The 26,797-nt window shown below is 64.8% G+C and carries 24 protein-coding genes; 12 read left to right on the top strand and 12 right to left on the bottom strand.

Going from position 1 to position 26,797, the window contains the following annotated elements; genetic code table 11:
• The first annotated feature begins 58 nt into the window (after positions 1-58).
• The 8 genes from C8C99_RS15950 (at position 59) to C8C99_RS15985 (ending at position 10,767) form a co-directional block, all read left to right on the top strand.
• Positions 59-1,966: an ABC transporter permease gene (locus C8C99_RS15950; RefSeq protein WP_108626272.1), complete on the top strand. Its 1,908-nt coding sequence runs from the start codon at positions 59-61 to the stop codon at positions 1,964-1,966.
• Positions 1,963-2,751, top strand: coding sequence for an ABC transporter ATP-binding protein (locus C8C99_RS15955; protein ID WP_108626273.1), 789 nt, complete (start codon positions 1,963-1,965; stop codon positions 2,749-2,751). The genes C8C99_RS15950 and C8C99_RS15955 overlap by 4 nt, the downstream gene beginning before the upstream one ends.
• Positions 2,748-3,491, top strand: a complete 744-nt coding sequence (locus C8C99_RS15960) for an ABC transporter ATP-binding protein (protein ID WP_108626274.1) — start codon at positions 2,748-2,750, stop codon at positions 3,489-3,491. The genes C8C99_RS15955 and C8C99_RS15960 overlap by 4 nt, the downstream gene beginning before the upstream one ends.
• A 75-nt stretch (positions 3,492-3,566) precedes the next feature.
• Positions 3,567-4,292, top strand: a complete 726-nt coding sequence (pncA, locus tag C8C99_RS15965) for a bifunctional nicotinamidase/pyrazinamidase (RefSeq protein ID WP_108627203.1) — start codon at positions 3,567-3,569, stop codon at positions 4,290-4,292.
• 120 nt (positions 4,293-4,412) lie between these two features.
• Positions 4,413-5,585, top strand: coding sequence for an ABC transporter substrate-binding protein (locus C8C99_RS15970; protein WP_199226434.1), 1,173 nt, complete (start codon positions 4,413-4,415; stop codon positions 5,583-5,585).
• A 21-nt stretch (positions 5,586-5,606) separates the two neighbouring features.
• Positions 5,607-6,113, top strand: coding sequence for a (2Fe-2S)-binding protein (locus C8C99_RS15975; RefSeq protein WP_108626275.1), 507 nt, complete (start codon positions 5,607-5,609; stop codon positions 6,111-6,113).
• Positions 6,110-9,877, top strand: a complete 3,768-nt coding sequence (locus C8C99_RS15980; protein ID WP_108626276.1) for a molybdopterin cofactor-binding domain-containing protein — start codon at positions 6,110-6,112, stop codon at positions 9,875-9,877. The genes C8C99_RS15975 and C8C99_RS15980 overlap by 4 nt, the downstream gene beginning before the upstream one ends.
• A gap of 179 nt (positions 9,878-10,056) precedes the next feature.
• Entirely contained in the window at positions 10,057-10,767 is a 711-nt protein-coding gene (locus C8C99_RS15985) for a hypothetical protein (protein WP_233247243.1), read from the top strand.
• A gap of 427 nt (positions 10,768-11,194) precedes the next feature.
• On the opposite strand, the gene C8C99_RS15995 is transcribed toward C8C99_RS15985, so the two are convergent.
• Positions 11,195-11,734, bottom strand: coding sequence for an EVE domain-containing protein (locus C8C99_RS15995; RefSeq protein ID WP_233247244.1), 540 nt, complete (start codon positions 11,732-11,734; stop codon positions 11,195-11,197).
• Between the two features lie 99 nt (positions 11,735-11,833).
• The gene (locus C8C99_RS16000) at positions 11,834-12,454 is read right to left on the bottom strand and encodes a LysE family translocator (RefSeq protein WP_108626279.1); all 621 of its coding nucleotides are present in this window, start codon (positions 12,452-12,454) and stop codon (positions 11,834-11,836) included.
• Between the two features lie 101 nt (positions 12,455-12,555).
• Here C8C99_RS16000 and C8C99_RS16005 point away from each other — a divergent pair, with 101 nt between their 5' ends.
• Positions 12,556-13,005 carry an Lrp/AsnC family transcriptional regulator gene (locus tag C8C99_RS16005; protein ID WP_015012065.1) on the top strand — a complete coding sequence of 150 codons (450 nt, stop codon included), beginning with the start codon at positions 12,556-12,558 and terminating at the stop codon, positions 13,003-13,005.
• A gap of 8 nt (positions 13,006-13,013) precedes the next feature.
• Here the strand turns inward: C8C99_RS16005 and C8C99_RS16010 are convergent, their stop codons facing one another.
• The 3 genes from C8C99_RS16010 to C8C99_RS16020 form a co-directional block, all read right to left on the bottom strand.
• Entirely contained in the window at positions 13,014-13,445 is a 432-nt protein-coding gene (locus C8C99_RS16010) for a VOC family protein (protein WP_108626280.1), read from the bottom strand.
• A 37-nt stretch (positions 13,446-13,482) separates the two neighbouring features.
• A complete protein-coding gene (locus tag C8C99_RS16015; protein ID WP_108627206.1) occupies positions 13,483-13,860 on the bottom strand; it encodes a VOC family protein in 378 nt (125 codons plus the stop codon).
• Positions 13,861-13,959: 99 nt separating this feature from the next.
• Positions 13,960-14,841, bottom strand: coding sequence for a helix-turn-helix domain-containing protein (locus tag C8C99_RS16020; protein ID WP_108626281.1), 882 nt, complete (start codon positions 14,839-14,841; stop codon positions 13,960-13,962).
• 103 nt (positions 14,842-14,944) lie between these two features.
• On the opposite strand from C8C99_RS16020, the gene pobA reads away from it, so the two are divergent.
• Both pobA and C8C99_RS16030 read left to right on the top strand, forming a co-directional pair.
• Positions 14,945-16,117 carry a 4-hydroxybenzoate 3-monooxygenase gene (gene pobA / locus C8C99_RS16025; RefSeq protein ID WP_108626282.1) on the top strand — a complete coding sequence of 391 codons (1,173 nt, stop codon included), beginning with the start codon at positions 14,945-14,947 and terminating at the stop codon, positions 16,115-16,117.
• Positions 16,118-16,448: 331 nt separating this feature from the next.
• Complete coding sequence (locus C8C99_RS16030; protein ID WP_146186029.1) at positions 16,449-16,691, top strand: hypothetical protein; 243 nt, start codon at positions 16,449-16,451, stop codon at positions 16,689-16,691.
• A 412-nt stretch (positions 16,692-17,103) separates the two neighbouring features.
• Here C8C99_RS16030 and C8C99_RS24435 read toward each other — a convergent pair whose 3' ends face one another.
• Positions 17,104-17,241 carry a transposase gene (locus tag C8C99_RS24435; protein ID WP_108626284.1) on the bottom strand — a complete coding sequence of 46 codons (138 nt, stop codon included), beginning with the start codon at positions 17,239-17,241 and terminating at the stop codon, positions 17,104-17,106.
• Positions 17,242-18,095: 854 nt separating this feature from the next.
• Between C8C99_RS24435 and C8C99_RS16040 the strand changes: the two genes are divergently transcribed.
• Positions 18,096-18,515 carry a BLUF domain-containing protein gene (locus tag C8C99_RS16040; RefSeq protein ID WP_108626285.1) on the top strand — a complete coding sequence of 140 codons (420 nt, stop codon included), beginning with the start codon at positions 18,096-18,098 and terminating at the stop codon, positions 18,513-18,515.
• Between the two features lie 369 nt (positions 18,516-18,884).
• Here C8C99_RS16040 and C8C99_RS16045 read toward each other — a convergent pair whose 3' ends face one another.
• From C8C99_RS16045 to C8C99_RS16075, 6 genes are all read right to left on the bottom strand, one after another.
• Positions 18,885-20,027 carry a sensor histidine kinase KdpD gene (locus tag C8C99_RS16045; RefSeq protein WP_108626286.1) on the bottom strand — a complete coding sequence of 381 codons (1,143 nt, stop codon included), beginning with the start codon at positions 20,025-20,027 and terminating at the stop codon, positions 18,885-18,887.
• Positions 20,028-20,308: 281 nt separating this feature from the next.
• A protein-coding gene (locus C8C99_RS16050) for an IS3 family transposase (RefSeq protein ID WP_233247246.1) occupies positions 20,309-21,591 on the bottom strand; the annotation gives its coding sequence in 2 pieces (ribosomal slippage) (positions 20,309-21,255 and positions 21,255-21,591; 1,284 coding nt in all).
• A 157-nt stretch (positions 21,592-21,748) separates the two neighbouring features.
• The gene (locus tag C8C99_RS16055) at positions 21,749-22,063 is read right to left on the bottom strand and encodes an RNA-binding protein (protein ID WP_108626287.1); all 315 of its coding nucleotides are present in this window, start codon (positions 22,061-22,063) and stop codon (positions 21,749-21,751) included.
• Positions 22,064-22,127: 64 nt separating this feature from the next.
• Positions 22,128-22,397, bottom strand: coding sequence for a translation initiation factor IF-1 (gene infA, locus C8C99_RS16060; protein WP_108626288.1), 270 nt, complete (start codon positions 22,395-22,397; stop codon positions 22,128-22,130).
• 796 nt (positions 22,398-23,193) lie between these two features.
• Positions 23,194-24,906 (bottom strand): tannase/feruloyl esterase family alpha/beta hydrolase, encoded by a 1,713-nt coding sequence (locus C8C99_RS16070; protein ID WP_108626290.1) that lies wholly within the window; start codon positions 24,904-24,906, stop codon positions 23,194-23,196.
• Between the two features lie 153 nt (positions 24,907-25,059).
• Positions 25,060-26,787 (bottom strand): acyl-CoA dehydrogenase family protein, encoded by a 1,728-nt coding sequence (locus C8C99_RS16075; RefSeq protein WP_108626291.1) that lies wholly within the window; start codon positions 26,785-26,787, stop codon positions 25,060-25,062.
• Positions 26,788-26,797: the final 10 nt, after the last annotated feature.

Consider the following 26,797-nt stretch of genomic DNA (forward strand, 5'->3'; position numbering starts at 1 on the left):
TTCATGGCCTTCGCGCTGGCAAAAACGGTGTGAACAGGCCCTACAGGGTTTATCGAACATGAGTTTTTCGGGTTTCATCGTCCAGCTCATCAACGGGCTGGCGAGCGCGTCGTCGCTGTTCCTCGTGGCGGCGGGTCTGTCGCTGATCTTTGGCGTGACCCGCATCGTGAACTTTGCCCATGGCTCGTTCTTCATGGTGGGCATCTATGTCGCGTACTCGCTGGTCGAGCGCCTGAGCGGTGCCCTGGGCTTCTGGGTGGCCTTGCCACTGGCCGCGCTGATCGTCGGCGTGCTCGGGGCGCTGATCGAGGTGGTGCTGCTGCGTCGCATCTACAAGGCGCCCGAGCTGTTCCAGCTGCTGGCCACGTTTGCCCTGGTGCTGGTCATCAAGGACGCTGTGCTGTGGCTTTGGGGCCCTGACGAACTGCTGGGCCCACGCGCGCCGGGCCTTTCAGGTTCGGTCAGCTTGCTGGGGCGGCAGTTCCCCAGCTACGACCTGTTCCTCATCGTGGTCGGTCCGCTGGTGCTGGGCGCAGTCTGGCTGCTGCTCACGCGTACCCGGTTTGGCACGCTGGTGCGTGCCGCCACGCAAGACCGCGAGATGGTGAGCGCCCTGGGCGTCAACCAGGCCTGGTTGTTCACGGCCGTGTTTGCGCTGGGCGCGATGCTGGCTGGGCTGGGTGGCGCACTGCAGCTGCCCCGCGAGCCCGCCACGCTGGAGATGGACCTGCACACCATCGGTGCCGCCTTCGTGGTGGTGGTGGTGGGGGGCATGGGTTCCATCCCGGGCGCGTACGCCGCGGCCCTGCTGATCTCCGAGATCAAGGCCATCTGCATCTGGCTGGGTGTGGTCGATGTGTTCGGCCTGAGTGTTTCGTTTTCCAAGCTGACCCTGGTGGTGGATTTTCTGGTGATGGCGGTGGTGCTGGTCTGGCGCCCGTGGGGCCTGTTCGGCCGGCCGCAGGCACCCAGCCGCTATGTGGGTATGCAGGAGGAGCCGTTGCGTCGCCCGCGCAAGGCTTATCTGGTGGCGGCCGCCGTGCTGGGCCTGCTGCTGGCAGCAGCGCCGGTGCTGACCGCGCAGTCACCGTACACCACGGTGCTGCTGATTGACTTGCTGATCGCAGCGCTGTTTGCGGCCAGCCTTCACTTCATCATGGGGCCTGCGGGCATGCACTCCTTCGGCCATGCCGCCTACTTCGGGCTGGGCGCCTATGGTGCGGCCCTGCTGGTGCGCTCGCTTGGGCTACCCATGGAGGTCGCATTGGTGGTGGCGCCGCTGGTGGCCGCCGCCGGGGCGTTTGTCTACGGCTGGTTTGCGGTGCGGCTGTCGGGTGTGTACCTTGCCATGCTGACACTGGCCTTTGCCCAGATCACCTGGGCCATCACCTACCAGTGGGACAGTTTCACGGGGGGCAGCAACGGCCTGACCGGTGTCTGGCCTGCGGCCTGGCTGGCAGACAAGCGCATGTATTACTGGCTCACGCTGGCACTGGTGGGGGCGGGGGTGTGGTGGCTGCGCCGCGTGCTGTTCTCGCCGTTTGGCTATGCGCTGCGCGCGGGGCGCGACTCTGTGCTGCGGGCCGACGCCATCGGTATCGACGTCAAGCGCATGCAGTGGGCGGCGTTTGTGGTGGCGGGCACGGCGGCAGGGCTGGCAGGGGCGCTGTATGCGTTCTCCAAGGGCAGTATTTCGCCGGAGTCGCTGTCCGTGGGCAAATCGGTGGATGGGTTGGTGATGGTGCTGCTCGGCGGCATCCAGACGCTGGCTGGCCCCGTGGTGGGTGCGGTCACCTTCACCTGGCTGCATGACACCGTGGCGCGCAACACCGACTACTGGCGCGCCATGCTGGGCGCCATCATCCTCATCCTGGTGCTGCTGTTTCCGCAGGGCATCGCGGGCACCATCAAGCAGATTTTTGACAACATGCGCGACGCCAAGAACACCAAGGAGGGCACGGCATGAGCCTCCTCAAAGTCACCGGTCTGGGCAAATCGTTTGGCGGCGTGAAGGCGGTGGACGGCATCCACTTCGAACTCGCTGCGGGTGAGCTGCTGGCGCTCATCGGCCCCAATGGCGCAGGCAAGTCCACCACCTTCAACATGGTCAATGGCCAGCTGCCCGCCGATGCCGGCTCCATCCAGCTCAACGGCCAGGAGCTGGTGGGCCGCAAGCCCCGCGACATCTGGCGCATGGGGGTGGGCCGCACCTTCCAGATCGCCGAAACCTTTGCATCGCTGACGGTGGTGGAGAACGTGCAGATGGCACTGATCTCCAACGACGGTCTGCTGTTCTCGATGTGGCGCAGGGCTGCCGACCACAAACGCGAAGAAGCCCTGGCGCTGCTCGACCAGGTGGGCATGAAGTCGCAGGCCGACCGGCCCTGCAGCGTGCTGGCCTATGGCGATGTGAAGCGTGTGGAGCTGGCGATTGCCATGGCCAACTCGCCCAAGCTGTTGCTCATGGACGAGCCCACCGCCGGCATGGCGCCCAAGGAGCGCAACGAGCTCATGGCGCTGACCAAACAACTGGTGATCGACCGCCACATGGCTGTGCTGTTCACTGAGCACAGCATGGACGTGGTGTTTGCCTATGCCGACCGCATGATCGTGCTGGCGCGCGGGCGCCTGATTGCAGAGGGCAAGCCGCTGGAGCTGCGCGACCACCCCAAGGTGCAAGAGGTCTACTTCGGCACCGGCAAGACGTTTGAGAAGAAAGCCGCAGCCCCTGCGGAGGCGGCATTACCATGACGACCCAGAACCCCAAAGAACTGCTGCTCCAGGCCAAGGGCCTGCAGGCCTGGTACGGCGCCGCGCAAATCCTGTACGACGTGGACCTGGACGTGCGCCGGGGCGAAGTCGTGGCGCTGATGGGGCGCAACGGCGCAGGCAAGTCCACCACGCTCAAGACGCTGATGGGCATGCTGGCCAAGCGCAAGGGCAGCATCCAGTTCATGGGCAAAGACCTCTCCAAAACCGACCCGCACGACGCCGCGCGCCTGGGCCTGGGCTTTGTGCCCGAAGACCGCCGCGTGTTCACCGACCTCACGGTGATGGAGAACCTGGAAGTGGGCCGCCAGCCCGCCCGCACCTGGCCCGACGGCACGGCTGCCCCGGTGTGGACGCCCGAGCGCCTGTTCAAGCTCTTCCCCAACCTGGGCGAGATGCCCCAGCGCCCCGGCGGCCGCATGAGCGGTGGCGAGCAGCAGATGCTCACGGTGGCCCGCACGCTCATGGGCAACCCCTACTTGGTGCTGCTGGACGAGCCCTCTGAAGGTGTGGCCCCTGTCATCGTGGAGCAGATGGCGCACATGATCCTGGAGCTGAAGGAGCAGGGCGTGAGCATCCTGCTGTCCGAGCAGAACATGCACTTTGCCGAGCTGGTGTCCGACCGCGCCTATGTGCTCGAAAAGGGCCAGATCCGCTACCAGGCCAGCATGGAAGAGCTGGCCGCCAACGAAGAGGTGCGGCGCGCCTACCTCAGCGTCTGAAGCAGAAGTTCCCCGGCCCTGGCCCTACCGGGCCGTGGCCGATGTGTCAGTGCGTTCCCAACCGGAGTGTTCACCATGCAAACTGCGCAACGTCGTCGCTTTCTTCTTCAATCGGCCGCGCTCACCGTGGCCGGGGCCAGCTTCCCTGCCAGCTGGGCGGCAGGCAAGATCAAACTCGGTGAGCGAGCGGCGCTCATCGTGGTCGATGTGCAGAACTGTTTTGTCCCCGGCGGCACGCTGCCCGTGGCCAAGGGGGATGAGGTGGTGCCCGTCATCAACCGCATTGCCGCAGCGTTTGAAAACGTGGTGGTCACGCAGGACTGGCACACCCAGGGTCACGCCTCCTTTGCCAGCACCCATGCAGGCAAGAAGCCGTTTGAAACCACCAAGCTCAGTTACGGCCAGCAGGTGCTGTGGCCCGATCATTGCGTGCAGGGCACCGACGACGCCGCCCTGCACAAGGACCTCCAGGTGCCCAAGGCCCAGGTGATCCTGCGCAAGGGCTTTCACCAGCATGTGGACAGCTACTCGGCCTTTGAAGAGGCCGACCGCAAGACCTCCACCGGCCTGGCGGGCTACCTCAAGCAACGCGGCATCAAGACCGTGTTTGTCACGGGCCTGGCCACCGACTTCTGCGTGGCCTGGACGGCGCTCGACGCCAAACGCCTGGGCTTCGAAACCTATGTGGTCGAAGACGCCACCCGCGCCATCGACCTCAACGGATCGCTCGATGCGGCCTGGAAGAACATGAAGGCCAAGGGCGTCAAACGCATCCAGTCCAGCGATATCGACGTCGCCTGATGGCGCACCGCCCCTGCGCTTCGGCGCCGGGGTTTGACGGATTCACAACACCCCGCAGAAATGGTTGCGCTGCCGCTCCGCTTGCAGGGAAACTTGCGCACTTGATGTAAGGAGCGTTTCATGAAATGTCGTGGGATGGAGGAGGGGAGCATCGACCGCCGTGCGGTGCTGACAACACTGGCCGCCGCTGCTCTAGGGGCCGCAGGCCCGGCAGCCGCCGAGACCGGGGTGACAGACACCCGCATCAAGGTGGGGCAGTCGGCCGTGTTCACCGGCCCGGCCAAGGATTTTGGGGTGGACTACAAGGCGGGCATTGCGCTGGCGTTCGACAAGGTCAACAAGACAGGTGGCGTGCAGGGGCGCACGCTGGAGCTGGTGTCGCACGACGATGCCTACGAGCCCAAGAAGACGGCCGAGAACACGGCCAAGCTCATTGATGAAGACAAGGTCTTCGCCCTGATCGGCTATGTGGCCACCGGCAACCTCATCGCCGCCATGCCCCTGGCGGAGAAAGCGGGCGTGCCCATGTTCGCGCCGCTGGTGGGCACCACGTCGTTCCGCACCACGCACAACCGCTACCTGTTCCACGTGCGTGCCAGCTACGAGACCGAGCTGCGCAAGATCGTGGGGCATCTGGCCACGCTGGGCATCAACAACATCGCCGTCATCTACCAGAACAGCGCGTTCGGCAAATCCAACCTCGACACCTGCCTGCAGATTGCCCAGGGCCTGAAGGTCAAGGTGGTCGATTCCGTGCCCATGGAGATCGCCGCCACCGACGCCAAGCCCCAGGTCGCGCAGCTCACCAAGGCCCAGCCGGGCGCGGTGGTGATGATCATGGCGGGCAAGATGGTGGAGGTGTTCCTGCGCGATTACCGGGCCGCAGGCGCAGCGTCGCCGCTGTACACCATCTCGGTGGGCATCACCGACGCACCGGGCTCTGCGCAGCGCCTGAACGGCGGCATCGAAGGCCTGGTCACAGCCAGCATCGTGCCCTCGCCGCAGGCCAGCCGCCTAGCCATCGTGGCCGACTACCGCAAGGACCGCGCGGACGCGGGCGAGAAGATCGATAGCTACACCATGCTGGAGGGCTACATCGCCGCGCGCGTGTTTGTGGAAGGTGTCAAACGCGCAGGCAAAGCGCTCACGCGCGAAGGCTTCATCAAGGCCATGGAAGACATGGGCACCACCAAGATCGGGGACTTTCCGCTGGTGTATGGCCCGGGCAACCACAATGGCTCCAACTTTGTGGACCTGGAGATGTACACGCGCACCGGGTCGCTGCGACGCTGACTGAGAGCACCCCACCGAGACATGCACGCGCCCGCTTCACCCTCTCCGGTCGTCATCAATGGCCAGCCGTTTGCCCTGCCGCAGAGCACCTTGGCCAGCGCCACGCTGCTGCACGTGCTGCGCAACGACCTGTCGCTCAACGGCCCCAAGTACGGCTGCGGCCTGGGGCAGTGCGGTGTATGCACGGTGCTCGTAGATGGATTTGCCGCGCGGGCCTGCGTGATTCCCGCCCAGGGCGTGGCGGGCCGCGAGGTGACCACGCTGGAGGGGCTGCCCGGGCGCTGCCGCAGCACCGCAGGACTTCACCCGGTGCAGCAGGCCTTTGTGGATGAGCAGGCCGCGCAATGCGGCTATTGCCTCAATGGCATGGTGATGATGGCCGTGGCCCTCTTGGAACGCAACCCCGACCCCGATGAAGCGGCCGTGCGCCGCGAGCTGTCGGGCAACCTGTGCCGCTGCGGCACGCATGTCGAAATCATCCGCGCCGTACTGAGCGCGGCGGTGCTGATGCGCGAGGCCCAGGCATGAGCGCCACACCTGACAACGCCGCGCCCCTGCGCGCCCACAGCCCGCTCACCCGCGCCGACTTCCATGCCGCCCAGGGCGTGCTGCTGGTGGTGCGCAACCCGCCGCCCGCACCACCGCCCGTCAAGGGCCAGCCCGCGCTGGTGGCGGGCAACCCGGCCGAGGGCGTGGAGATACTGATCGCCGTGTGGGACGACGGCAGCGTGACCGCGCTCAACGGCCATGTGGACCTGGGCACCGGCATCCGCACTGCACTCGCGCAGATCGTGGCCGAAGAACTCGATGTGCCGCTGGCGCAGGTGAACATGGTGCTGGGCGACACCACGCGCGCGCCCAACCAGGGTGCCACCATCGCGAGCGCGTCCATCCAGATCCATGCCAAGCCCCTGCGCATCGCCGCTGCGCAGGCACGCCACTGGCTGGTGGCGCAGGCCGCAGAGCGGCTGGGCGTGCCGGTGGAGGCACTGCAGGTGCGTGCAGGTGTGGTGCAGGTCACGGCAGACCCGTCGCGCCAAGTGGCCTACGGCGCGCTGCTGGCGGGCGCACACACCACGCTGGAGCTGATGGACGCCACGCCCACCAAGGCCGCCGCCGATTACACCGTGGTCGGCCAGTCCGTGCCGCGCGTGGACATCCCCGCCAAGGTCAGCGGCGAGCTGGTGTTTGTGCACGACATGCGCGTGCCCGGCATGCTGCACGGCCGCGTGGTGCGCCCGCCGTATGCGGGGGCCGACCATGGTGACTTCATCGGCAACACGCTGGAATCGGTGGACCAGCAGTCCATCGCCCACATCCCCGGCATCCGCGCCGTGGTGGTGATCCGCGACTTCGTGGGGATCGTCGCCGAGCGCGAAGAACAGGCCGAGCAAGCCCTGCGCGAGCTGAATGTGCGCTGGAAGGACTGGCCGGCCTTTCCGCGCCAGGACAGCGCCGAGGCGCTGGAGCAGGCCATCCGTGCCAATCCCGCCACGCAGCGTCGCCTGGTGGACGAGGGCGATGTGGAGGGCGCCCTGGCCGCGCTGTCTGCCGACGGCCAGCCCATGCCGCGCACCTATGTGTGGCCGTACCAGATGCATGGCTCCATCGGCCCGTCGTGCGCGGTGGCCGAATGGCGCAGTGATGACAGCACAGGCCGCCCGCGCATGACGGTGTGGGCCGGCACGCAAAACCCCCATGTGCTGCGCGCCGACCTGGCCCGCCTGATGGGCCTGCCCGATGTGGACATCGACCTCATCCGCATGGAGGCCGCAGGCTGCTATGGCCGCAACGGGGCCGACGATGTGGCGGCCGATGCCGCACTGCTCTCGCGTGCCGTGGGCGCCCCGGTGCGCGTGCAGCTCACGCGCGAGCAGGAGCACCTGTGGGAGCCCAAGGGCACGGCCCAGCTCATGCAGGTGCGCGGCGGGCTCAAGGCCGATGGCACCGTGGCGGCGTACGACTTTGAGACCTCCTACCCCTCCAACGGCGCGCCCACGCTGGCCCTGCTGCTCACCCGCACCATCGAACCCGTGGCCCAGGCCTACGAGATGGGCGACCGCACGGCGCGCCCGCCCTACCAGTACGACAACCTGCGCGTGGCCGTCAACGACATGCCGCCCATCGTGCGCGCATCGTGGCTGCGCGGCGTGTCGGCGCTGCCCAATTCGTTTGCGCACGAGTCGTATGTGGACGAGCTGGCCACGGCAGCGGGTGTGGACCCGGTGCAGTTTCGCCTGCAGTTGCTGAACGACCCGCGCGCTGCCGAGCTGGTCCAGGCCACGGCCGAAAAGGCGGGCTGGATTCGCCGCACCGGCCCGCAGCAGCGCCCCTTGGATGCTGACAACAGCGGTGAATGGGTCCAAGGCCAGGGCTTTGCGTACGCCCGCTACATCCACAGCAAGTGGCCCGGCTTTGGCGCCGCCTGGGCCGCCTGGGTGGCCGATGTGGAGGTCAACAAGAAGACCGGCGAGGTGCACGTGCGCCGCGTGGTGGTGGGGCACGACGCGGGCCTGATGGTGAACCCCGCCGGTGTGGAGCAGCAGGTGCATGGCAACGTGCTGCAGACCACCAGCCGCGCGCTCAAGGAGCAGGTGACTTTTGAGCCCGTCAAGCAGGCCGTGGACAACCGCGAATGGGGCAGTTACCCCATCCTGAGCTTCCGCGAGGTGCCGGTCATCGAGGTCATGCACATGCCCCGGCAGGACGAGGCGCCGTTGGGCTCGGGCGAGTCGTCGTCCGTGCCGGGCACGGCGGCGATTGCCAACGCGATTTTTGATGCGACGGGCGTGCGCTTTCGTGCGCCGCCGTTCACGCCCGAGGTGGTGCGCGCTGGGCTCAACCCCTTGCCTGGTGGCGCAGGCGAGGCCGCAGCAGGCGGGACCCCACCCACCGAGCCCGCCGAGGTATTGCCCACGCTGGAGCTGCCCGCGCCCACCGTGCCCGCCAGCGCCACATGGACCGCAAAACGCAGCCCCTGGGCACGCGCCCTGGCTCTGGTCGCTGGTGGCATCGCCATGGGCGCAGCGCTGCTGGGCTGGCGCCCCTCCATCGCGCCCGTGGTGCAGACGGCAGGCGCGTCGGTCTACAACGCCGCCACCATCGAGCGTGGCCGCCTGCTGGCCGCTGCGGGTGACTGCGCGGTGTGCCACACCGCCCCCGGCGGCACGCCCAACACGGGCGGCCGCGCCATGGAAACGCCCTTTGGCAAGGTCTACACCACCAACCTCACGCCCGACGCCGAGACCGGCATCGGCCAGTGGTCCTTCAGTGCCTTCCAGCGCGCCATGCGCGAGGGCATCTCGCAGGGCGGCAAGCACCTGTACCCCGCCTTCCCCTACACATCGTTCGCCAAGATGAGCGACGACGATCTCACGGCGCTGTACGCCTACCTCATGGCGCAGCCCGCAGTGCGGGCCGAGGTGCCCAAGACCGAGTTGACCTTCCCCTTCAGCGTGCGCCCCCTCATGGCCGGCTGGAACGCGCTGTTCCACGACGCCACGCCGTTCAAGCCGGACCCAAACCGCCCCCCCGAATGGAACCGGGGCGCCTACCTGGTGCAGGGCGTGGGCCACTGCGGTGCCTGCCACACGCCGCGCAATGCGCTGGGGGCCGAGTTGGGTGGCGCTGCGTTCCTCTCGGGCGCCATGATTGATGGCTGGGAGGCGCCTGCGCTCACCGGCCTGTCGAAGGCGCCCGTGCCCTGGACGGCTGATGCGCTCTACGCCTACCTGCGCCACGGCCACAGCCCGCAGCACGGCAGCGCCTCCGGCCCTATGGCACCCGTGGTGCGCGAGCTCGCCCACTTGCCCGACGACGACATTCGCGCCATGGCGGGCTACCTGGCCTCGTTCACCGCGACAGACGCTGCTACCCAGCCAGCCGCCCAGCCTGTGTCTGACCCGCAGCAGCGCGCCCAGATCGCCGTGGCCCAGGCCGCCGCGCTGGCCCCGCAGCCTGGCCAGGCCCAGCGCCTGTTCGACGGTGCCTGTGCCGCCTGCCACCACGACGGCGACGGGCCCAAGCTGCTGGGCGTGAACGTGCCCTTGGCGCTCAACAGCAACCTGCACAGCGACCGGCCCGACAACCTGCTGCAGGTCATCGTGCACGGCATCCGCGAGCCTGCCGCGCGGGACATTGGCTTCATGCCCGGCTTCGGCCATGCGCTCAGCGACGCGCAGATCACCGAGCTGGCGGGCTACATGCGCCAGCGCTACGCCCCCGGCCGCCCGGCGTGGCGCGATGTGCCCGAGGCGCTGGCCCGCGTGCGGGCGGGGCCTGCGCATCCTTAGAGCGGCTCTTAGACGGTTCTGACGACCCTCCAGGTCATGTCTGGGGGATCGTCAACACGGTTTTGAAGTCTTTTGGTGCTGATGCGCCAGTGGAATGTGCGCAAGCAGCTATCAAAATTGGAGCAAATGCAGGCCCCGTGGTCAGCCCGACAATCAGGCTGCACCACCGCCCAGACACCATGACCGCTGCCGCTCCCTTGCCATCGCACAGCGCCCTGCGCACCCCACACCGGCGCGTGCAGCGCATCGGCGGGGCCGCGACGCTGGCCCTGTGTTGCCTGGCCCTCACGGCCTGCGGGCCGGAGGTGCAAGGGTCGCCCAAGCCGCCTGCGGCGTTTGGCCCCGTGCAGAGCAGCTGGTTCGGCTGCCCGTCCCTGCAAGGGGTGTACGCCTGGCCGCAGGTGGCGCCTGCGGGTGTGCGGGGCAGCCTGCCGTTTTTTACCGGCTCGGCCGAGATGCAGGTCTGGGTGCAGCAGCAGCGCGGCGAAACCACGCTGCGCACGCGCACCATCAACCGCGCGCGCAACGTGCGCACCTCACTCACCCGGCAGTGGAGCCTGGTCACCTACAGCGGCGCGCAGGCCCGCTGCAGCTCCGGCATGCGCGACCTGGCTCCGCAGACCGCGTCGTCCGGCAACGAGCCCGGGACCTCTGGCAAGCTGCAGGGGTTCCGGCTGGCGCTGCTCAAAGACGGCGGCCTGGCTGTGGGCAAGCGCACGCTCACCACCGGCAACAAGGGCTCGTACTTTTCGTGGGGCGGGCAGTCCTACGGCAGCTACGACGCGCCCGATGTGGAGACCTGGACCTGGTTCAAGTTGGCCCGCACCGCAGCCGGGGACAGCGAGCCGCCAGTCATCGACGCCTACGTGCCCGGGGCCACCTCTCCTTAGGCGTTTTGCCTGCAGAGCGGCGCGCCAAAAAGCCCGCGAACTTCCCCGTTTATCGCGCTACCGCCTTCGCTGCCTCCTCGGCACAGTGGCATCGGGGCTTGGTCCATGGTGGGGCAGGCCCGGGCGCCCGCCTCTTTGTGTCGTGGCAGGTGCCCATGTCATCGGCCAGCCACGCGGCGGCCGCCCACTGTTGCCGTTCAAGGAGAAGACCATGCCCGCTAGCGAAATTGAAATCCACGCCATCGTGCTGCGACTGCTGCGTGAAGGCTATACCGCCCTGACTGCTGCCCAACGCCGGGTGGTGGACACGTTGATGGCGGTGTGCTGACGCCCATCTGCAGGCTGTTCGAGGGCCCCACGGGGCTGTGCGAAATCGGTTTGAAGCCTTTTGGGCCGGATGCGCTAGTGCAGATTGCCTGAGGCGCTATTAAAAATGTAGTGATTGCAGCTCGGCCCGCATCGCCTGCGCAATCAGGCGCATGTCGTGGTCGCTGACGGCAAACAGCCCAAAGCGGAACTTGCTGCCCCAGCGCTGGCGGTCGTCCACAAACTCCAGCGCGTCCAGCAGCGGCGCAATCGCCGCCTCACGCGCAGGCACATACGTCACATCCCGGCGCGACGGCACAAACCCGCCGCCCATGTCAAACGCATACGGTGCGCCCGGCAGCACGATGCCGATGGAGACAAATGCCTGCAGCCGGTCCTTGCCGCCCATGGTCACCGTGGGCGCGTAGTACGCCACGCGGTCGCCGGGGTGTATGCGCTGCAGGGGCGCCACCTTGCCATGGCACACCTGCATGTAGCCCGCGCCCGGTGTGGCACAGCCCCGGCGGGCGTGCTGGGCGCAGGCCACAGCGATCCAGTTGCGGCGCGTGGCGGCTGCAGAGGTCGCTGCCGACAGGGGCATGTCGTTGCGCACAGGCTCGGCATCCGGCCAAAGGGGGTGTTGCAGCAGGGCGTCGGTCATGAAAAAGCTCCTGGTCAAAGAAGCCACCGATAGTGCGGGCCTGCTGCTGACACCGCAGTGTCAGTACCTTTGCAGCATCCCTGCGCGTAACGCAAAGCCTCAGGCCAGTTGCCCCCACTGCCACAACGCAAATCCACCCAGCAGCAAGGCCGACGCCCGGTTGATGCGCTGGCGCCAGGCGGGTGTGAAGCGCTGCCGCTGGTAGGCAATCGCACTGGTCAGCAGCAGCCACCAGGCAGCAGACCCCACCAGCACGCCCGCCACCATCCACAGTGGTGACGGCAGGCTCGGCCGGCCGCTGCCCAGCGAGCCAAACACCGCAATGAACGACACGATGGTGGCCGGGTTGGCCAGCGTCAGCGCAAACGTGCCCGCCGCCAGGCCCAGCAGGCCCCGTGCATCGCGCGCCGGGGCAGCGTTGTGGGCCACCGGCGCGTGCCAGGTGCGCCACGCCAGCACCAGCAACAGTGCGCCGCCGCCCAGTGCCAGCGGCGTTTTGGCGTGCGTCAGCCCGTCGATGAGCCAGCGCACGCTGAAAGCGCCCACGGCGCCATACACCGCATCGGCCGCAGCGGCGCCCAGGCCCGTGGCCAGCCCGGCCGCCAGGCCCCGCTCCAGGGTGCGTTGCATGGTCAGCAGGCCAATGGGGCCCACAGGGGCCGCGATGAGCACGCCGATGACGGCGGCTTGCAAAAACACGGTGAGTGAAGTGAAGTCCATGCACCGATGCTAGGGCGGCGGCTGGCGGTAGAGAATGCAGAAAATTCGGCGGATCCCGCATTGGGTTTCGTTTTTTTCTGTTCCCATCGATAAAGGCTTGTATGGAAGTCGATGACAAAGCCTGGCGCCTGATCAGCGCGCTGCAGGCCGATGGCCGCGCCTCGCTCAAGGAACTGGCCGAGGCCGTGGGCCTGTCGGTGCCCGCCACGCTGGAGCGCTTGCGCCGCCTGCAAGAGGCGGGCGTGGTGCGCGGCGTGCATGCCGACATCGATCCCGCCAAGGTCGGCTACGGTGTGCGTGCCGTGGTGGGCATCAACGTGCCGCAGCCCGGCAAGAAGGCACTGATCGACAAGCTGCGCCAGTCGCCCCAGGTGCTTGAGTGCCACCACGTCAGCGGCAACGACTCGTATGTGATGCAGGTCGTGGCGCGCGACCTGCCCGATCTGGAGCGCTTTCTGGGCGACATCAACGGCTATGGCGAAACGCGCACGTCCATCGTGTTCTCCACGCCCATCCCGCTGCGTGGCCTGGCCCGTCCTGAGGCGGGCTGACCCACACCTCAGAACGTGATCTTTACCGACGCCGCACTGCGCTGCGCGTCGCCATGGAACACGGCCTCGATGTTGTTGCCGTCCGGGTCCAGCACAAACGCCGCGTAGTAGCCGGGGTGGTAAGCCCCCCGCTCGCCCGGCGCGCCGTTGTCGGTGCCGCCGTGGGCCAGCGCGGCGCGGTAGAACGCGTCCACCGTCGCCCGGTCCTGCGCCTGAAAGGCCAGGTGGTGCCGGCCGGTCAGGTGCCCCTGTGCGGCCACGCTGTCGGCCGTGGAGACGAACAGCTCATCCGCCCAGAAGTAGTCCTCGGCCGTGCCGCCCATGGGCACGTTCAGTGCGTCGAACACGGCCGTATAGAACCTGCGGCTGGCGGCGAGGTCGCGCACCACGAGCTGGATGTGGTCGATCAGCCGGCCTCGGTGCAGTTCCTGTGTTTCCATGGGGTCTCCTTTCGGTGAGAGGGATCGGTGCCTGGTTTCAATCGGGCGCATGCAGCCCGACACGATTGCCATCCAGGTCATGGATGTGCGCAAAGAAGCCCATGCCCGGCGGCAGCGCTTGGCGGGGCAGGGCCACACGGCCGCCCTGGGCCACCGCGCGCTCCAGCGCGGCGTCGAGCGAGGGCGATGCGTCCAGGTACACCAGTGTGCCGCTGCCCGACACCTGGGGCGCCGTGGGGCCCATCATCAACGCGCCGCCCGCGCCATCGGCCTCGGGGTCGTAGGCAAACACGGCGCCTTCGCTCGGGCCCATGTTCTCGCGGCGCATGGGCTGGCCCAGCACGGCTTCGTAAAAGGCCTGGGCGCGGTCCAGCTGGGTGGTGGGGATTTCAAACCAGGCGATGGCGTTTTTCACGAAAGGCTCCTTGTCGTTCAATGGGTGATGGAAAGAAAGAAGCCCCGATGGTGAGCGGGGGCTGCTGACAGCGGCGTGTCAGCAGCCTGTCACGCGGCATCACATCGCCGGGGTGGGCGCCGACGCTGCCACCTGCGCCCGAAACGCACGCGGCGACAGCCCCGCATCGCGCGTGAAGGCGCGGGTGAAGTACGCCGGGTCGGCATAGCCCAGCGTGTAGGCAATGGTGGCCACGCCCAGGTGCGTGTAGGCCAGGTTGCGCCGCGCCTCGCGCATCAGGCGCGCCTCAATCAGCCGCTGGGCCGACACGCCCGTGGCAGCCCGCGCCACGCGGCTCAGGTGCGTGGGTGACACGGCCAGCTCTCGCGCATAGTCCGCCACCTGCCAGTGCTCCAGAAAATGCGCTTCGATCAACGCCTCCAGCCGCTGCACCAGGCTGGACTCTGGCGCCGCCGCATCGCTCGGGCTGTGCTCTTCCATCGCGCGCGCCACCCAGCCCAGCAGCGTGGCGCTCAGCCCCCGCAGCGCCAGCGCGCGCGCCTTGGCGCGGCCCGAGAACTCCTGCCAGACCTGGCCCATGGCCTGGTGCAGCTCTGGCGGCGCAGGCGCCACGGCGGGCCGCGCCAGGTCGCGCCGCACATCGCCCACGCGCACAAAAATCTCGTCCATCAATTCATCCGCCAGCGTGGCCACCCAGCCCTGCGTGTGCTGCGTAAAGCGAAACGCGTGCACATGCCCTTGCGGTACGTTGATGAGCGCACCGGCAAACAGCGGCACCCGCTCGCCATCCAGGTGCGCCACGCCCCCGCCTGAGGTGATCAGCAGCACCTGGTGCAGCCGCGTGTGCCGGTGCGGCGCCAGCTCCCAGTCGTGCAGCGCCGACCGCTCGGCAATCGTCTCGCAGTGCAGCACATCGGGCAGGTGCTGCGACTCGCCGAACAGGCTGTACGAGTGGATAGTTCCGATGTTCGAAAAGTCCATGTTCTGGCTCCATCCGTCCATTCAACGCGGCGACTGTGCCACGTATCTTTGGGTGGTCCGTTTGACCCATGTCATGAACACACCAACCACTACTGGAGACACCATGAAAACCCAGGTTTGCATCATCGGCGGAGGCCCCTCGGGCCTCATGATCTCGCAGCTCTTGCACCTCAAGGGCATCGACACCATCGTGCTGGAGCGCCAAAGCCGCGAATACGTGCTGGGCCGCATCCGCGCCGGCGTGCTGGAACACGGTTTTGCCGCGCTGATGCGCGAGGCCCAGTGCGGCGAGCGCATGGACAAGGAAGGCGAGATCCACGACGGCTTCATCATCGCCCACGACGGCCAAATGGACCGGGTCGATTTGCACAAGTACAGCGGCGGCAGCTCGGTGGTCGTCTACGGCCAGACCGAGCTGACGCGCGACCTGTATGAAGCGCGCGACCGCATGAAGGGCGTCGTCATCCACAACGCCGAAGACGTGCAACCGCACGACCTGAAAAGCGCCAACCCGTATGTGACCTACCGCAACGGCGACGAGGTGGTGCGCATCGACTGCGACTTCGTCATCGGCGCCGACGGCTTTCACGGCGTGAGCCGCAAGTCCATCCCGCGCGACGTGCTCAAGGAATACGAGAAGGTGTATCCCTTCGGCTGGCTGGGCGTGCTCTCGCGCACCAAGCCCGTCTCGCCCGAGCTTATTTACGCCAAGCACGAACGCGGCTTTGCGCTGTGCTCGCTGCGCTCGCAGGTGCTGAGCCGCTACTACATCCAGGTGCCGCTGACGGACAACGTGGAAGACTGGTCCGACGAAGCCTTCTGGGCCGAGCTGAAACGCCGCCTGCCCGCCGAGGTGGCCGCCAAACTCGTCACCGGTCCGTCCATCGAAAAGTCCATCGCCCCCCTGCGCTCCTTCGTGGCCGAGCCCATGCGCTACGGCAACCTGTTCCTGGCCGGCGACGCCGCCCACATCGTGCCGCCCACCGGCGCACGGGGCCTGAACAGCGCCGCATCCGACATCTACTACCTGTACCACGCCATGGTCGCGCACTACAAGGATGGCGACAGCACCGGCCTCGACAAATACTCCGAAAAGGCCCTGGCCCGCGTGTGGAAGGCCCAGCGCTTCTCGTGGTGGATGACGACCATGCTGCACACCTTCCCCGAGTCGCTGGCGTATGACCAGAAGCTGCAGGACACGGACCTGGCGTATCTGTTCTCGTCGGAGAAGGCGCTGGGGTCGCTGGCGGAGAACTACGTGGGGTTGCCGTTCTGAGCACCTGGCAGTAGCACTGCCACCCCATCCAAGGCCTGCATGGGGTTCTCTCATGCAGGCCTTGTGTGTGTGCCCGTTCGGCGTTGTGTGCAACCGGCGCTACGTCTGCTCACGCGGCGCACCCCACGGCCTGCGCATGGCGGCTCCATGCGGCCCTTATGACAACGCCGCTTTGCATGCAGCCGCCCGGCATGGCAATCTCCATCTGCTACGGAAAATTTAGGCAGAACTGATGCTTACGCCCGCACAGCAGGCCCGATAGCATCGCACCAAGTTTTCAGATCATTGGCCCCGTGCTGCCGATGTGCAAATCGACGATGGATTGAACACGATGAAGCTGCTGAAGCAGCGTTTTGAGGCAATGCACTTGACCGTAGTGGGTGCCCATCAGCAACCAGGAAAGCCGTCACAAATGGATTGGGTCCCGATAGTCTTCATCACCTTCAAGGTGCTCGTGTTTGGCACCTGCATGTTCTACGCCATCAAGTGGCATCACGACCAAGGGAAGAAGGCGAAAGAAGGGGCTAGCAAGCGGCAAGGCTTGACCGAACAGGCACAGGAGGCGTCGGAGTAGCCGCTGATTTCTGGCGACGGTCTGGCCTGCATCAGCCCGACCGCGCGCGAATCACCCAACCCCGGAGTTCAGCTTTGCCAAGGTCTTCGTTTGGCGGGACGGCACTACTGCGAGTTGACTGGTAATCGATGGCGTGAATTGAGCCACTGAGGAAGTAGGGCGAGACGCATCGCGAAGCAGGTATTTGAGAGTGGCTGCTTCAGGCTGAGAGCAGCCGCTCCTCCCGTAGTTGACAACCGACCGCTTTGCGCAGAAACGGCCATTTCGGGCTTCTTAGATCTTGGCCTGCCACGTACTCATACGCCTTAGCGAAACAGGAACTGGGTCCGGCGTAACTCTCGTTAAGCTGCCCGACCTCAGACTCAGACGCGCAGCGCAAAGGCTCGTGGGTACGCATATCCATGACGCCGCCTTACTCCTGGCTGACCCAGCGGCGCAGTACGCTTTGCTCAATGCCCAGGTATTTCGCTATGCGCGTGACCTTCGCACCAAGCTGCTTGAGCAGCTTCAAAGCCTCACGCTTGAACTCGTCTGAAAACGCTCTCCTCATCTTTGGTATGTTTGCCTCCCCACCGCTTCATGTCGTTCGATGTGTCTGGGAAACTGAGGGAAGCCTATGTAACACCTAGAGCGGGAATGTGTGTGGGCTTAGGGCCAGCGACTAGGGCGCTACACATTTAGTGGGGCAGTGCCCGCGCCTCTTGAGGCGCCGATGCGGTAGGGCGGCGGCAACCCTCGACCTATGCATTCATCACGGCCAGATCTTTGATTGGCTTCTCTCCTTTACGTTCGCGTTGTGAGCATATCGAAGGGCGAGGTATGCGTAAATCAACTCTCCGATGGATGGAAGAAGTCATGCAAAACCAACTGGTAACTTTTCATACCAGGCAGTACAATGCGCAACGAATTGCTTGAAATAGCCGAGTTTGCTCCGCGCCTTCCCCGGTATCTACACCCGTCAACATGAAGCATTTTTCGACGTACCCATGCAAAAGTAGGCAGCGCCTGACTGCTGTCTTCGGCTTAGTCAACGCACTTTGCTACGGATGCCGGTCTACAGCGTGCTCGACGCGCTGACCGGCGTGGTGTCAATGGTTTTGGTGCACATGCCACGGCATTGGCGGCGAACTAGGGAATAGCTCAACGAAGTTCTCCCCGTACGTGGTTCGGGCCATTCAGAAGGTCGACCTGACCGTCTATGTTCCTGTGAAAAAGGGCGACACCGGCAGCGCGATGGTGGCGGTGCGCAACAACCTCGCGCAACTGCGCTGCGTAGCGACGGTACCAGCCGACCACGTTGTTGCAACAGTCGACTTAAAGAAATATTGTTCTTACCGGGTTGATTCCCTTGGCATCTGTCCGGGATCACCACTTCCGGATTAGCGAGAAATATAGGAGCTAAATATGTTAGTGCAGTTAATCTATGCAAGCCGATGCTCGCGCGTACTGGGACCAGCAGACGTGAAAGACATTCTGGGGGCCTCCCAGCGCAACAACACCCGCGCTGGGATTACGGGTGCTCTCTGCTTGAACAATGGTATTTTTCTACAGCTATTGGAAGGTGATCGTGGAGTAGTCAATGGTCTTTATCACCGTCTGCTCAAGGACAGCCGACATCGCGACACTGCACTATTAGATTTAAGTGAAATACCCTGCCGTCGCTTCACCGGCTGGTCGATGGGACTGATCGCCTCGCTCGAAGCGAATCGGCAAATATTTCTCAAGTACTCTGGCACTTCTGATTTCGATCCATACACGATGAGTACAGTAAGCCTACGCAGCTTCTTTGAGGAAGTCTTGCAAAATGTGCGATGGCTCGAATAAGGTTAATGGACTTCACCCGCTTCGCTAGACAATTTTTAACTTTAACGTCGAAGTTGTTCGAAGCTCCCTCGGAGCCTGCGCGTTAACAGCTCCTATTTGTAGTTGAGGCCGTGGCCGTTCAGTGTGATTTCGCAGAGATGTCTCGCCAAAGTCGGCTGCGTCTCTGAAACCAATCATCGTGCCCGCGAGTCCCCATATTCTTCAGATGACGACCTCCGGATACCGAGCGTGACGTGACGTGACGTTACGGTGCGGTGCGGGAACTGGTGACTTCAACCGCTGAAAAGCAGACATCGGGACGCCAAATCCGCGTCAGTCTGGCTGACTGTGGTTGAAGCTCCACCTACTACCGCGCAGCCGCTTAACTTTTCAGTTATTAGACTCTGGTCTTGCAGGAAGCTGCACCGTAAAAACGGTTCCCCTTTCAGCGTCCGATTGCACTTCGATTGAGCCACCGTGAGCTTCAGCGATTTCACGCGCCACGAACAGACCCAAACCGAGACTGGTACGCGGACGCTCGTCTTGTGCGCCCTCTTCAGGCAGCTGAACCAACGGTTTGAAGATCGCAATAAGCGACGCAGCCGGAATCGGCTGCCCGTGGTTTATGACTTGTACGTTGATACCGTTGGCTTTGCCATGAACACCGATTACCACCGGTCTATCGCGGTCACCATACTGCGCAGCGTTGAAAAGAAGGTTGGCAAAAAGTTGGTGCAACCTTACTCCGTCAAAGACTCCTGTCGTTTTGCCTGTGGTCTGCAGCTCAAAACTATTGAGCGGGTGCGCCGCCATGGCATCTTCCAATGCCGATTCACACACCGTGTACACATCTACCAATGCAGGAACGATAGGCATACCACTGCCGAGTTGTGTACGCGTGTAGCCCAGCAGATCGGCCACCATACTGTTCATGAGCCGGGTGCTGCTGCGGATTCGATCACCGGTTTCCGCGATCTCGGCGGCCGACAAATCAGCCCGCTTCAAGCGCTCCCCTGCCAATCGCATCGAGAACAACGGCATCCGCAGGTCATGGCCCAGAATGGCTAAGAAAAGTTCGCGTGTCTGATCCGCCTTGGACGAATAGGTGACGACTGCTTCGGCCTGGGCTTGATCGATGGACTCGTTGAAGCGCACCATCTGATTTGAGATCACCTCGGTCATCGCTCCAACTCTAGGCAACCAAAGACGCAATACCGTCGCGCGAAGCGCACGAAACTCTGCACACAACTGGAGCAAGGAAAAGTCGTGCGCCTGCCGCTGGCTGCCATGGCTAGAAGCGGCAGTCTGAACGGCACCGACCAGATGCGGCGCATTGCCACGTGACTTCTGGTACTGCTGTTCAGGGTTCTGAACAGTCTCGATGTCAAGGGCTATGGCTTGCAGCATCCCTCTGGCGTAGTTCCGCAAAGCAAGTTGAGAAGTCGAGGCCTCTGGCACCAGGGTCAGCGAAAAGTCTTCCCACTCAGAGAGGATCTCCTCGATATGCTCAGTCAGGAAGTGGTCTAGTTTCATGGCGTAATCCCAGCGTCGGTACCGCTTTTTGTGTTTCTGATCAGCGGGAGAATTCATATCCCCCCGTGAAAGTAGTGTGCGTGTAAGCAGCAGTCCGCGTTGGTGCTTGAGGTCTGGCTCTCCGCAACCGCAGTAATGGACTTGTGTTCGAGGCGCATCGTCGGCTAGTCGATGAACGACACCATGCAGGCCTCAAAGGTGAGCGATACGCTTTTGATGGCACTGTGGCGTCGAGGCAAACCGGCTGCTCTTGATGTTGCCCCCGTATTCCCGCCCCCATCCTATTCGCAATAAAGCGCCTGGTCCATCGCTGGCTCCCGGCGCACTTGGGCGGCCTGCTGCCGCCTGAACTCCCGCGGTGAGCGCATTCTCAACGACGAGTGCGGATGCACCTCGTTGAAGTGCTCGAAGGCGGCAGGCAACTGCGCCAGCACGGTCTGTGCGTCGCGCAGGTCCATGCGCGCCACGTAGTCTCGCTTGAAGGTGTTCACGAAGCTCTCGGCCATCCCGTTGCTCTGCGGGCTGCACACGGGTGTGTTGATGGGTTGCAAGCCCAGCGAACGTGCCAGCGCACGCGTGTCTGCCGCGATGTACGCCCCGCCGTTGTCACTCAGAAACTCCAGTCGATAACCTTTGGGGACGGCCTCAACCGCCCCGAAGCGCCGCTCCACCGCTTCGATGAGCATCTCGCGCACCGGCTCGCCCGGCAGTCCCTTGCCCTCCCAAGCCCGCCAGGCCATGACCTCGCGGTCGCAGCAGTCTTTGGCGAAGGTGGCCGTCACCGTCTGGCCCGAGTCGCACTTGATTTCCAGGCCGTCAGAGCACCAGCGCAGGTCGCTGCGCGTCACGGACACCGTGCCCTCGTGCGTGCGGGCCGACTGGCGTCGCCGCGGCGCCTTGGGCAATAGCAAACCCGCCTGCGCCATCACGCGATACACGCGCTTGGGATTGACCCGTGCCTCGCCGGCAACCGTGCGCTTGCGGTTGACCAACGCGCACGCTCGTCGGTAGCCATAGCTAGGCAGCTCGGCAATCTCCTGGCGCAGTTCGTCCAGCAAGCTGGCATCGTCCTTGGGTGAGCGATGGGTGCGACCATCCGTCCAGTCGTCACTGCGTCCCAGCAGCTCACGCACATGCGAGCGCGCCAGCCCCATTGTCCGGCAGACCGTCTTCACAGGTCTTCCCCGGGCAACAAGGGCGAGCGCGCAATCCACTTTTTTTCGGCGGCGTACTCCACGGCTTCCTTGAGGATTTCGTTCTCCAAGGTCTTCTTGCCCAGTACCCGTTGTAGCTTGGCAATCTCCGCACGAGCAGCCGCGAGTTCAGACGCGGGAACCACGGCCTCACCAGCGGACACAGCAGTCAACGCGCCTTGCCTCTCGAGCTTGCGCCACTGGAACAACAAGCTGGCGGCCACGCCTTCCTGACGGGCCACCAGCGACACGCTCATGCCCGGCTCGTAGGTGCGCCGCACCAGGGCTGCCTTCTCGGGGAGGGACCAGCGCCTGCGGCGCTGGTCTTTCAGAATCACCTCCACCGACTCCGTATGCCTAGTCGTATTCATAGTCCTATTCCTATCTCAAAGATAAGCGATAGGACGGGACCGGGGAATCAGGGGGCTATCTCACTCTTATGCCCCACTCCGGCCAAGGCAGCCCCTCTCAACAAGCGTCATGAAAAAAGCCAGCTTGCGCTGGCTCTTGTGGGTGATCAGTCAACGATCAATAGCTGTTGCGACGGGAATCTCCGTAGCCGCCGCCGTAGCCACCACTACGGGGCGGACGGGCTTCCATCGGGCGAGCAACGTTGACGGTCAGGTCACGACCCCCGATATTCTTGCCATGCATAGCCTGGATAGCCGCCTCGGCTTCCGTACCGCTCGACATCTCGACAAAGCCAAAGCCTTTCGAGCGACCTGTGTCGCGCTCCATCATGACCTTGGCCGATTGGACTTGGCCAAAGGGAGAAAACTGTTGGTGCAGATCGTCGTCGCGAACCGAGTAAGACAGGTTGCCGATATAAAGCTTGTTGCTCATTTTGAGCCTTTCAAAAAAGTGCCCTGCAAAGTGGGGGCGCAGGTTAAAACAGTTGTGAGTGAAATCAGTGCTTGCGCTTGAAAGCGGGCGCACCCGCAGAGCGAGGCTGACGGTTTTCGATGTGGCGGAAGGTGATCCGGCCTTTGGTGAGGTCGTAGGGGGACATCTCCAGCGTGACGTTGTCGCCCGCCAGAATCCGGATTCGGTGCTTGCGCATCTTGCCGCCGGTATAGGCAATCAATTTGTGGCCATTGTCCAAGGTCACTCGGTAGCGAGTGTCAGGCAGCATTTCATCCACCTTGCCGTTCATTTCGATGAGTTCTTCCTTGGCCATAGAGCCTCCTTGAAGTTGCGGTTTACGCCAGAGAGGCGGGATTGACTAGCCAGTTACGACCTTGCGTGGCGGCATACATCAGGGCGCTGTCTTGCGTCTTGAACTCGGGCTTGAAGGTGTAGACCCGGTCATGTGTCTGGCTTCCTCGCCCACTCTTGATGGAGAGCAAGGCGGTGTGTTGATCGCCACCATGAGCACGGCTAAGCGGTGTGATCCGGAACTTACCGACGGCGAACGAATGGGTGTTTACAAATGACATTAAAAACAATGGTGCTCGGGCGCGTGTAGCCCGGATTCATGCCGTCACGATGAGCAACGAAGCATGGGCAAAAACGACTGCGTGAAAGTCGTTAAATTGAAGCTTGCCTAGGGAAAAGTCAGACCACCGAAGAGCCCACAGTGACGTGGTGTGCGGTGGAGGTGTGCGGTTTTGGGGTACCGCTGCCCAGATCGAACCTGCTTGCAGCGCGAGTAAGCAAAAGCTGCTGCAACGGAACTAATGTAGGGCGCTTAGGCCTTCTGAACAAGAGATTTCTGAATAATTTTGAAAAGGACTAGCGACAGTATCGGATACGTATGACAGCTTGTAGCCGGTAGCCCCCATTCGTGACCGAGATGCGAACGGCTGCAATCGCTGCAAAGCCGCCAAAGAATCCACGTGGATCGCTTCTCGCAAGTTTGTAGTGCGGGCCAAAAATTCTGGAACTTCCGGGGGGCATGAAGCAGAGCTTTCGGTCACCCCTTCGCCCATAGAAAAAGCCCGGCACAAGCCGGGCTTCTCACTTTCAGGTGGCCATCACTTACAGCTAAAACTGCTCGCACTCTCCACATCCCCCGTGCCGTTGTAGCGGGCCACCTTGGGGTACACGCACAGCGGCCGGGTGCGGTTGGCGGACCAGCTGGCGGGCAGCTCGGTGTTGACCACATTGGCGCCTGCGCCGCGTGCCTTGGCGGTGACGCTGTCGGGGGCCTTGCCTTGCTCCACCCAGGCGACCAGCGGGGCCAGCATGTCGAACTGATCGGTGGCGGGGCCGCCGGAGCAGTGGTTCATGCCGGGCACCAGGAACAGGCGGGCAAAGGCGTCGGCCTTGCCGCTGTGGTTGGCCTGCAGGCGGTCCATCCAGTTGGCGGTGTCCATGGGCGAGAACACGCCGTCGGCCACGCCGTGGAAGACGATCATCTTGGCGCCCCGGTTCTTCAGGGTGCTCAGGTCCGTCTCGTTGGGCGGGGTCATGTATGACCAGGGCGACTCGGTGTAGGTGGTGTTGGTGGCGAACATCTTGGGGTAGTCGGTCTCCATGCTGAAGTTCAGCGCGTACTGCATGCCGGGGATGGCGGTGAACGCAGCCACGCTGGATGGGGGCGAGGTGAAGATGAAGGCCACCGCACCCGCGTCACGCGTGGCGGGGGCGCCAAAGTGCCACGACGCAAAGTTGGCGCCGGCAACGCCGGGGTCCCACCAGGTGCCGGCGTACTGCGCTTCGCCCTTGCTGTTCTTGGGGCCCGCAAAGATGCTGGCCAGCACACCCTTTTGCTCGCTGGTGATGCAGCTGCCGTCGCGCGCGCCGGTGCAGGTGGGCACGTCGGTCTGCAGGTTGAAGGCGGTCTGGCAGGCGGCCACGTCGTTGACCTGGCCGTCGGTGGCGCCGTCCAGCGCGTCGCACTTGGCGACGATCTTGCTGCTGATGAGCTTGAACTCGGCCGGGCTCACAGCGGTGGTCAGGTCGGGCAGGCCGCTGGCGTCCTTGGTGGATACCTTGGCGTATTGCTGGGCCTTCCACAGCTGCGTGGTGGCGGCCTTGGGCAGGTGAAAGCCGGGGTTGCCCGCCAGGATGCCGTCGTACTGCTCGGCATAGCGCGATGCGCCCACCATGGCGTGGCGGCCGCCGTTGGAGCAGCCGGCCAGGTACGAGCGGTCGGGCGCCTTGCCGTAGGCGCTCTTGATGAGGTTCTTGGCCATGGGGGTGAGGGTGCCCACGGCCTGGTAGCCGTAGTCCAGCCGGGCCTGCGGGTCCACGCCAAAGAACGGGGTGGGCGCGCCGTGGCCTGCGTCAGAGCTGAGCACCGCAAAGCCTTGCACCAGGCCGGGCGCCACGGGGGCACCACCGCTCACCGAGCCCAGCGCAAGCACTACGCTGCCGTCCAGGCCGCCGTTGGCCTGGTGCAGAAAGCGGCCGTTCCACTCCACGGGCAGGCGCATTTCAAAACCAATGGCGTAGCTGGCGCCGTCCACGGGGCCGGTGCGCTCTTTCATCTTGCCTTTGACGAGGCAGTGCGCGGGCGCCTGGGTGGTCACGCCCTGCAGCGTCAGCGGGCCGGCGGGCACTTGCTCGGCCGAGGTGATGCGCGTGTCGGGCAACGCCAGGCTGCTGGCCAGCGTGGCGCACGACTGCAGTGTGGCGGGGGTGGCAGCGGAGAGCTGGGGCAGGGCGGCATCGGACGAGCCGCCGCAGCCCATGAGCAAGGCGGCGGCTGCGGCCGAGAGTGCCAGGGGGTGGTGGGCACGCATCCGGTTTCTTCTCATCTTCAAGCGCATGGTGTTGTCTCCAGTGGTTTTTTTGAGGCGCAAGGAACCCCGCAACGTGGCCTCAACACGCTGTGGGTGGGAGATGGATGAAGCTTGTGTTTTGCTACTGAATCAGGAGCTGCTGGCGCAAATGAATCATGCGCTTGCGGCCTCCTGGGGCCTGAATTCAAACGCCTGGGCAATGCGCTGGCGCAGGATGGCGGTGCGCAGATCGAACTCGGGCAGCACCCACTGGGCGAAGGCCTGGGCGGGTGGGGTCCAGCGGTCTGTGGCGGCCGTGGATTGTTCCGCGCGGTGGGGGCGGGCGGCGCCGATCTGGGCCCAGGCCCATTCCAGCAGCACCAGAGCCACGGCGCGCAGGTAGTCGTCGGCCACCCAGTAGGGCAGTTCGGGGTCGGACTGGGCGGCAATCGCCAGGGTCTGCGTGATCTCCACCAGGGCATGGCGGCGAGCGCTGGCGGCGGCGCTGGGGGCTGCGCCGGGCAGTGTGGTCAGCAGCGTTGCCAGGCCTTGGCCGCCATCGGCCAGCACCTTGCGCACCAGCAGGTCGATGGCCTGGATCTCGTTGGTGCCCTCGTAGATCATGGCCACGCGCGCGTCGCGCACGATCTGCTCGATGCCCCATTCACGCACATAGCCGTGGCCGCCAAACACCTGCAGGCAGGCGCTGGCGCCGTGAAAGGCCTGGTCGGTGAGTGCAGCCTTGAGCACGGGCGTGACCAGCGCGCACCAGCGCTGCGCGGCGGCGCGTTCGCCGGCGTCGGTGCTGTGTTTGGCCACATCGAGTTGCAGGGCCGTGTGGTAGGCCAGCACGCGGCCGCCGTCGATCCAGGCGCGCTGCGTGTGCAGGATGCGGCGGATGGCAGGGTGGTCTTGAATGAGGCTGGTGTCCTTGGCGCCGGGCGCGCGCATCTGGCGGCGCTCTGCGGCGTAGGCGCTGGCCTTTTGCCACGCGGCTTCCAGCAGGCCAATGCCTTGCAGGCCCACGTGCAGGCGGGCGGCGTTCATCATCACGAACATGGCGTTCAGGCCCTTGTTCGGCTCGCCCACCAGCCAGCCGGTGGCGTCGTCAAAGCGCATCACGCAGGTGGGGCTGCCGTGCAGGCCCATCTTTTCTTCGATGCGCTCGCAGACCACGGCGTTGTGGCTTCCATCCTGAAGAATCTTGGGCACCAGGAACAGCGACAGGCCCTTGGGCCCCGCAGGCGCATCGGGCAGGCGGGCCAGCACCAGGTGCACGATGTTGTCCGTCAGGTCGTGTTCGCCGCCGGAGATAAAAATCTTGCTGCCGTTCACCCGCGCGCTGCCGTCGGGCTGGGGCACGCCGCGTGTGCGCACCAGCCCCAGGTCGCTGCCCGCGTGGGCTTCGGTCAGGCACATGGTGGCCAGCCATTCGCCGGTGGCGACCTTCTCCAGGTACTGCGCCTTGAGTTCGTCGCTGGCGTGGTGCTTGATGCATTCGTACGCGCCGTGCAGCAGGCCGGGGGCCATGGTCCAGCCGTGGTTGGCACCGGCCAGCCATTCAAACAGCACACACTCCAGCACCGCAGGCAGGCCCTGGCCGCCATCGTCGGGCGCGCAAGACAGCGACGGCCAGCCCGCTTGCCAAAAGGCCTGGTACGCATCGCGAAAACCTGCGGGTGTGTGCACGCGTCCACCGTCAAAGCGGCAGCCTTCTTCGTCGCCGCTGCGCTGCAGCGGGGCGATGGCGCTGTCCACAAACTTGGCCGCCTCGTCCAGCACCTGGGCCGCCAGGTCGCCGTCGGTATCCACAAACGGTGCCAGGCCCTGCCAGCGCGTGGGCGCCTTCAGCACGGTGGTCAGCAGGTGCTGGATGTCGGCAAGGGTCTGGCGGGCTTGCATGGTTTGCTCT

The sequence above is a fragment of the Acidovorax sp. 107 genome, from assembly GCF_003058055.1.
Taxonomy (GTDB): domain Bacteria; phylum Pseudomonadota; class Gammaproteobacteria; order Burkholderiales; family Burkholderiaceae_C; genus Acidovorax.

Excerpts from the sequence above, each read along its gene's own strand:
- C8C99_RS15950 (WP_108626272.1), top strand. The coding sequence starts at position 59 with ATGAGTTTTTCGGGTTTCATCGTCCAGCTCATCAACGGGCTGGCGAGC.
- C8C99_RS15955 (WP_108626273.1), top strand. The coding sequence starts at position 1,963 with ATGAGCCTCCTCAAAGTCACCGGTCTGGGCAAATCGTTTGGCGGCGTG.
- C8C99_RS15960 (WP_108626274.1), top strand. The coding sequence starts at position 2,748 with ATGACGACCCAGAACCCCAAAGAACTGCTGCTCCAGGCCAAGGGCCTG.
- pncA (WP_108627203.1), top strand. The coding sequence starts at position 3,567 with ATGCAAACTGCGCAACGTCGTCGCTTTCTTCTTCAATCGGCCGCGCTC.
- C8C99_RS15970 (WP_199226434.1), top strand. The coding sequence starts at position 4,413 with ATGAAATGTCGTGGGATGGAGGAGGGGAGCATCGACCGCCGTGCGGTG.
- C8C99_RS15975 (WP_108626275.1), top strand. The coding sequence starts at position 5,607 with ATGCACGCGCCCGCTTCACCCTCTCCGGTCGTCATCAATGGCCAGCCG.
- C8C99_RS15980 (WP_108626276.1), top strand. The coding sequence starts at position 6,110 with ATGAGCGCCACACCTGACAACGCCGCGCCCCTGCGCGCCCACAGCCCG.
- C8C99_RS15985 (WP_233247243.1), top strand. The coding sequence starts at position 10,057 with ATGACCGCTGCCGCTCCCTTGCCATCGCACAGCGCCCTGCGCACCCCA.
- C8C99_RS15995 (WP_233247244.1), bottom strand. The coding sequence starts at position 11,734 with ATGACCGACGCCCTGCTGCAACACCCCCTTTGGCCGGATGCCGAGCCT.
- C8C99_RS16000 (WP_108626279.1), bottom strand. The coding sequence starts at position 12,454 with ATGGACTTCACTTCACTCACCGTGTTTTTGCAAGCCGCCGTCATCGGC.
- C8C99_RS16005 (WP_015012065.1), top strand. The coding sequence starts at position 12,556 with ATGGAAGTCGATGACAAAGCCTGGCGCCTGATCAGCGCGCTGCAGGCC.
- C8C99_RS16010 (WP_108626280.1), bottom strand. The coding sequence starts at position 13,445 with ATGGAAACACAGGAACTGCACCGAGGCCGGCTGATCGACCACATCCAG.
- C8C99_RS16020 (WP_108626281.1), bottom strand. The coding sequence starts at position 14,841 with ATGGACTTTTCGAACATCGGAACTATCCACTCGTACAGCCTGTTCGGC.
- pobA (WP_108626282.1), top strand. The coding sequence starts at position 14,945 with ATGAAAACCCAGGTTTGCATCATCGGCGGAGGCCCCTCGGGCCTCATG.
- C8C99_RS16030 (WP_146186029.1), top strand. The coding sequence starts at position 16,449 with ATGAAGCTGCTGAAGCAGCGTTTTGAGGCAATGCACTTGACCGTAGTG.
- C8C99_RS24435 (WP_108626284.1), bottom strand. The coding sequence starts at position 17,241 with ATGAGGAGAGCGTTTTCAGACGAGTTCAAGCGTGAGGCTTTGAAGCTG.
- C8C99_RS16040 (WP_108626285.1), top strand. The coding sequence starts at position 18,096 with ATGTTAGTGCAGTTAATCTATGCAAGCCGATGCTCGCGCGTACTGGGA.
- C8C99_RS16045 (WP_108626286.1), bottom strand. The coding sequence starts at position 20,027 with ATGAAACTAGACCACTTCCTGACTGAGCATATCGAGGAGATCCTCTCT.
- C8C99_RS16055 (WP_108626287.1), bottom strand. The coding sequence starts at position 22,063 with ATGAGCAACAAGCTTTATATCGGCAACCTGTCTTACTCGGTTCGCGAC.
- infA (WP_108626288.1), bottom strand. The coding sequence starts at position 22,397 with ATGGCCAAGGAAGAACTCATCGAAATGAACGGCAAGGTGGATGAAATG.
- C8C99_RS16070 (WP_108626290.1), bottom strand. The coding sequence starts at position 24,906 with ATGCGTGCCCACCACCCCCTGGCACTCTCGGCCGCAGCCGCCGCCTTG.
- C8C99_RS16075 (WP_108626291.1), bottom strand. The coding sequence starts at position 26,787 with ATGCAAGCCCGCCAGACCCTTGCCGACATCCAGCACCTGCTGACCACC.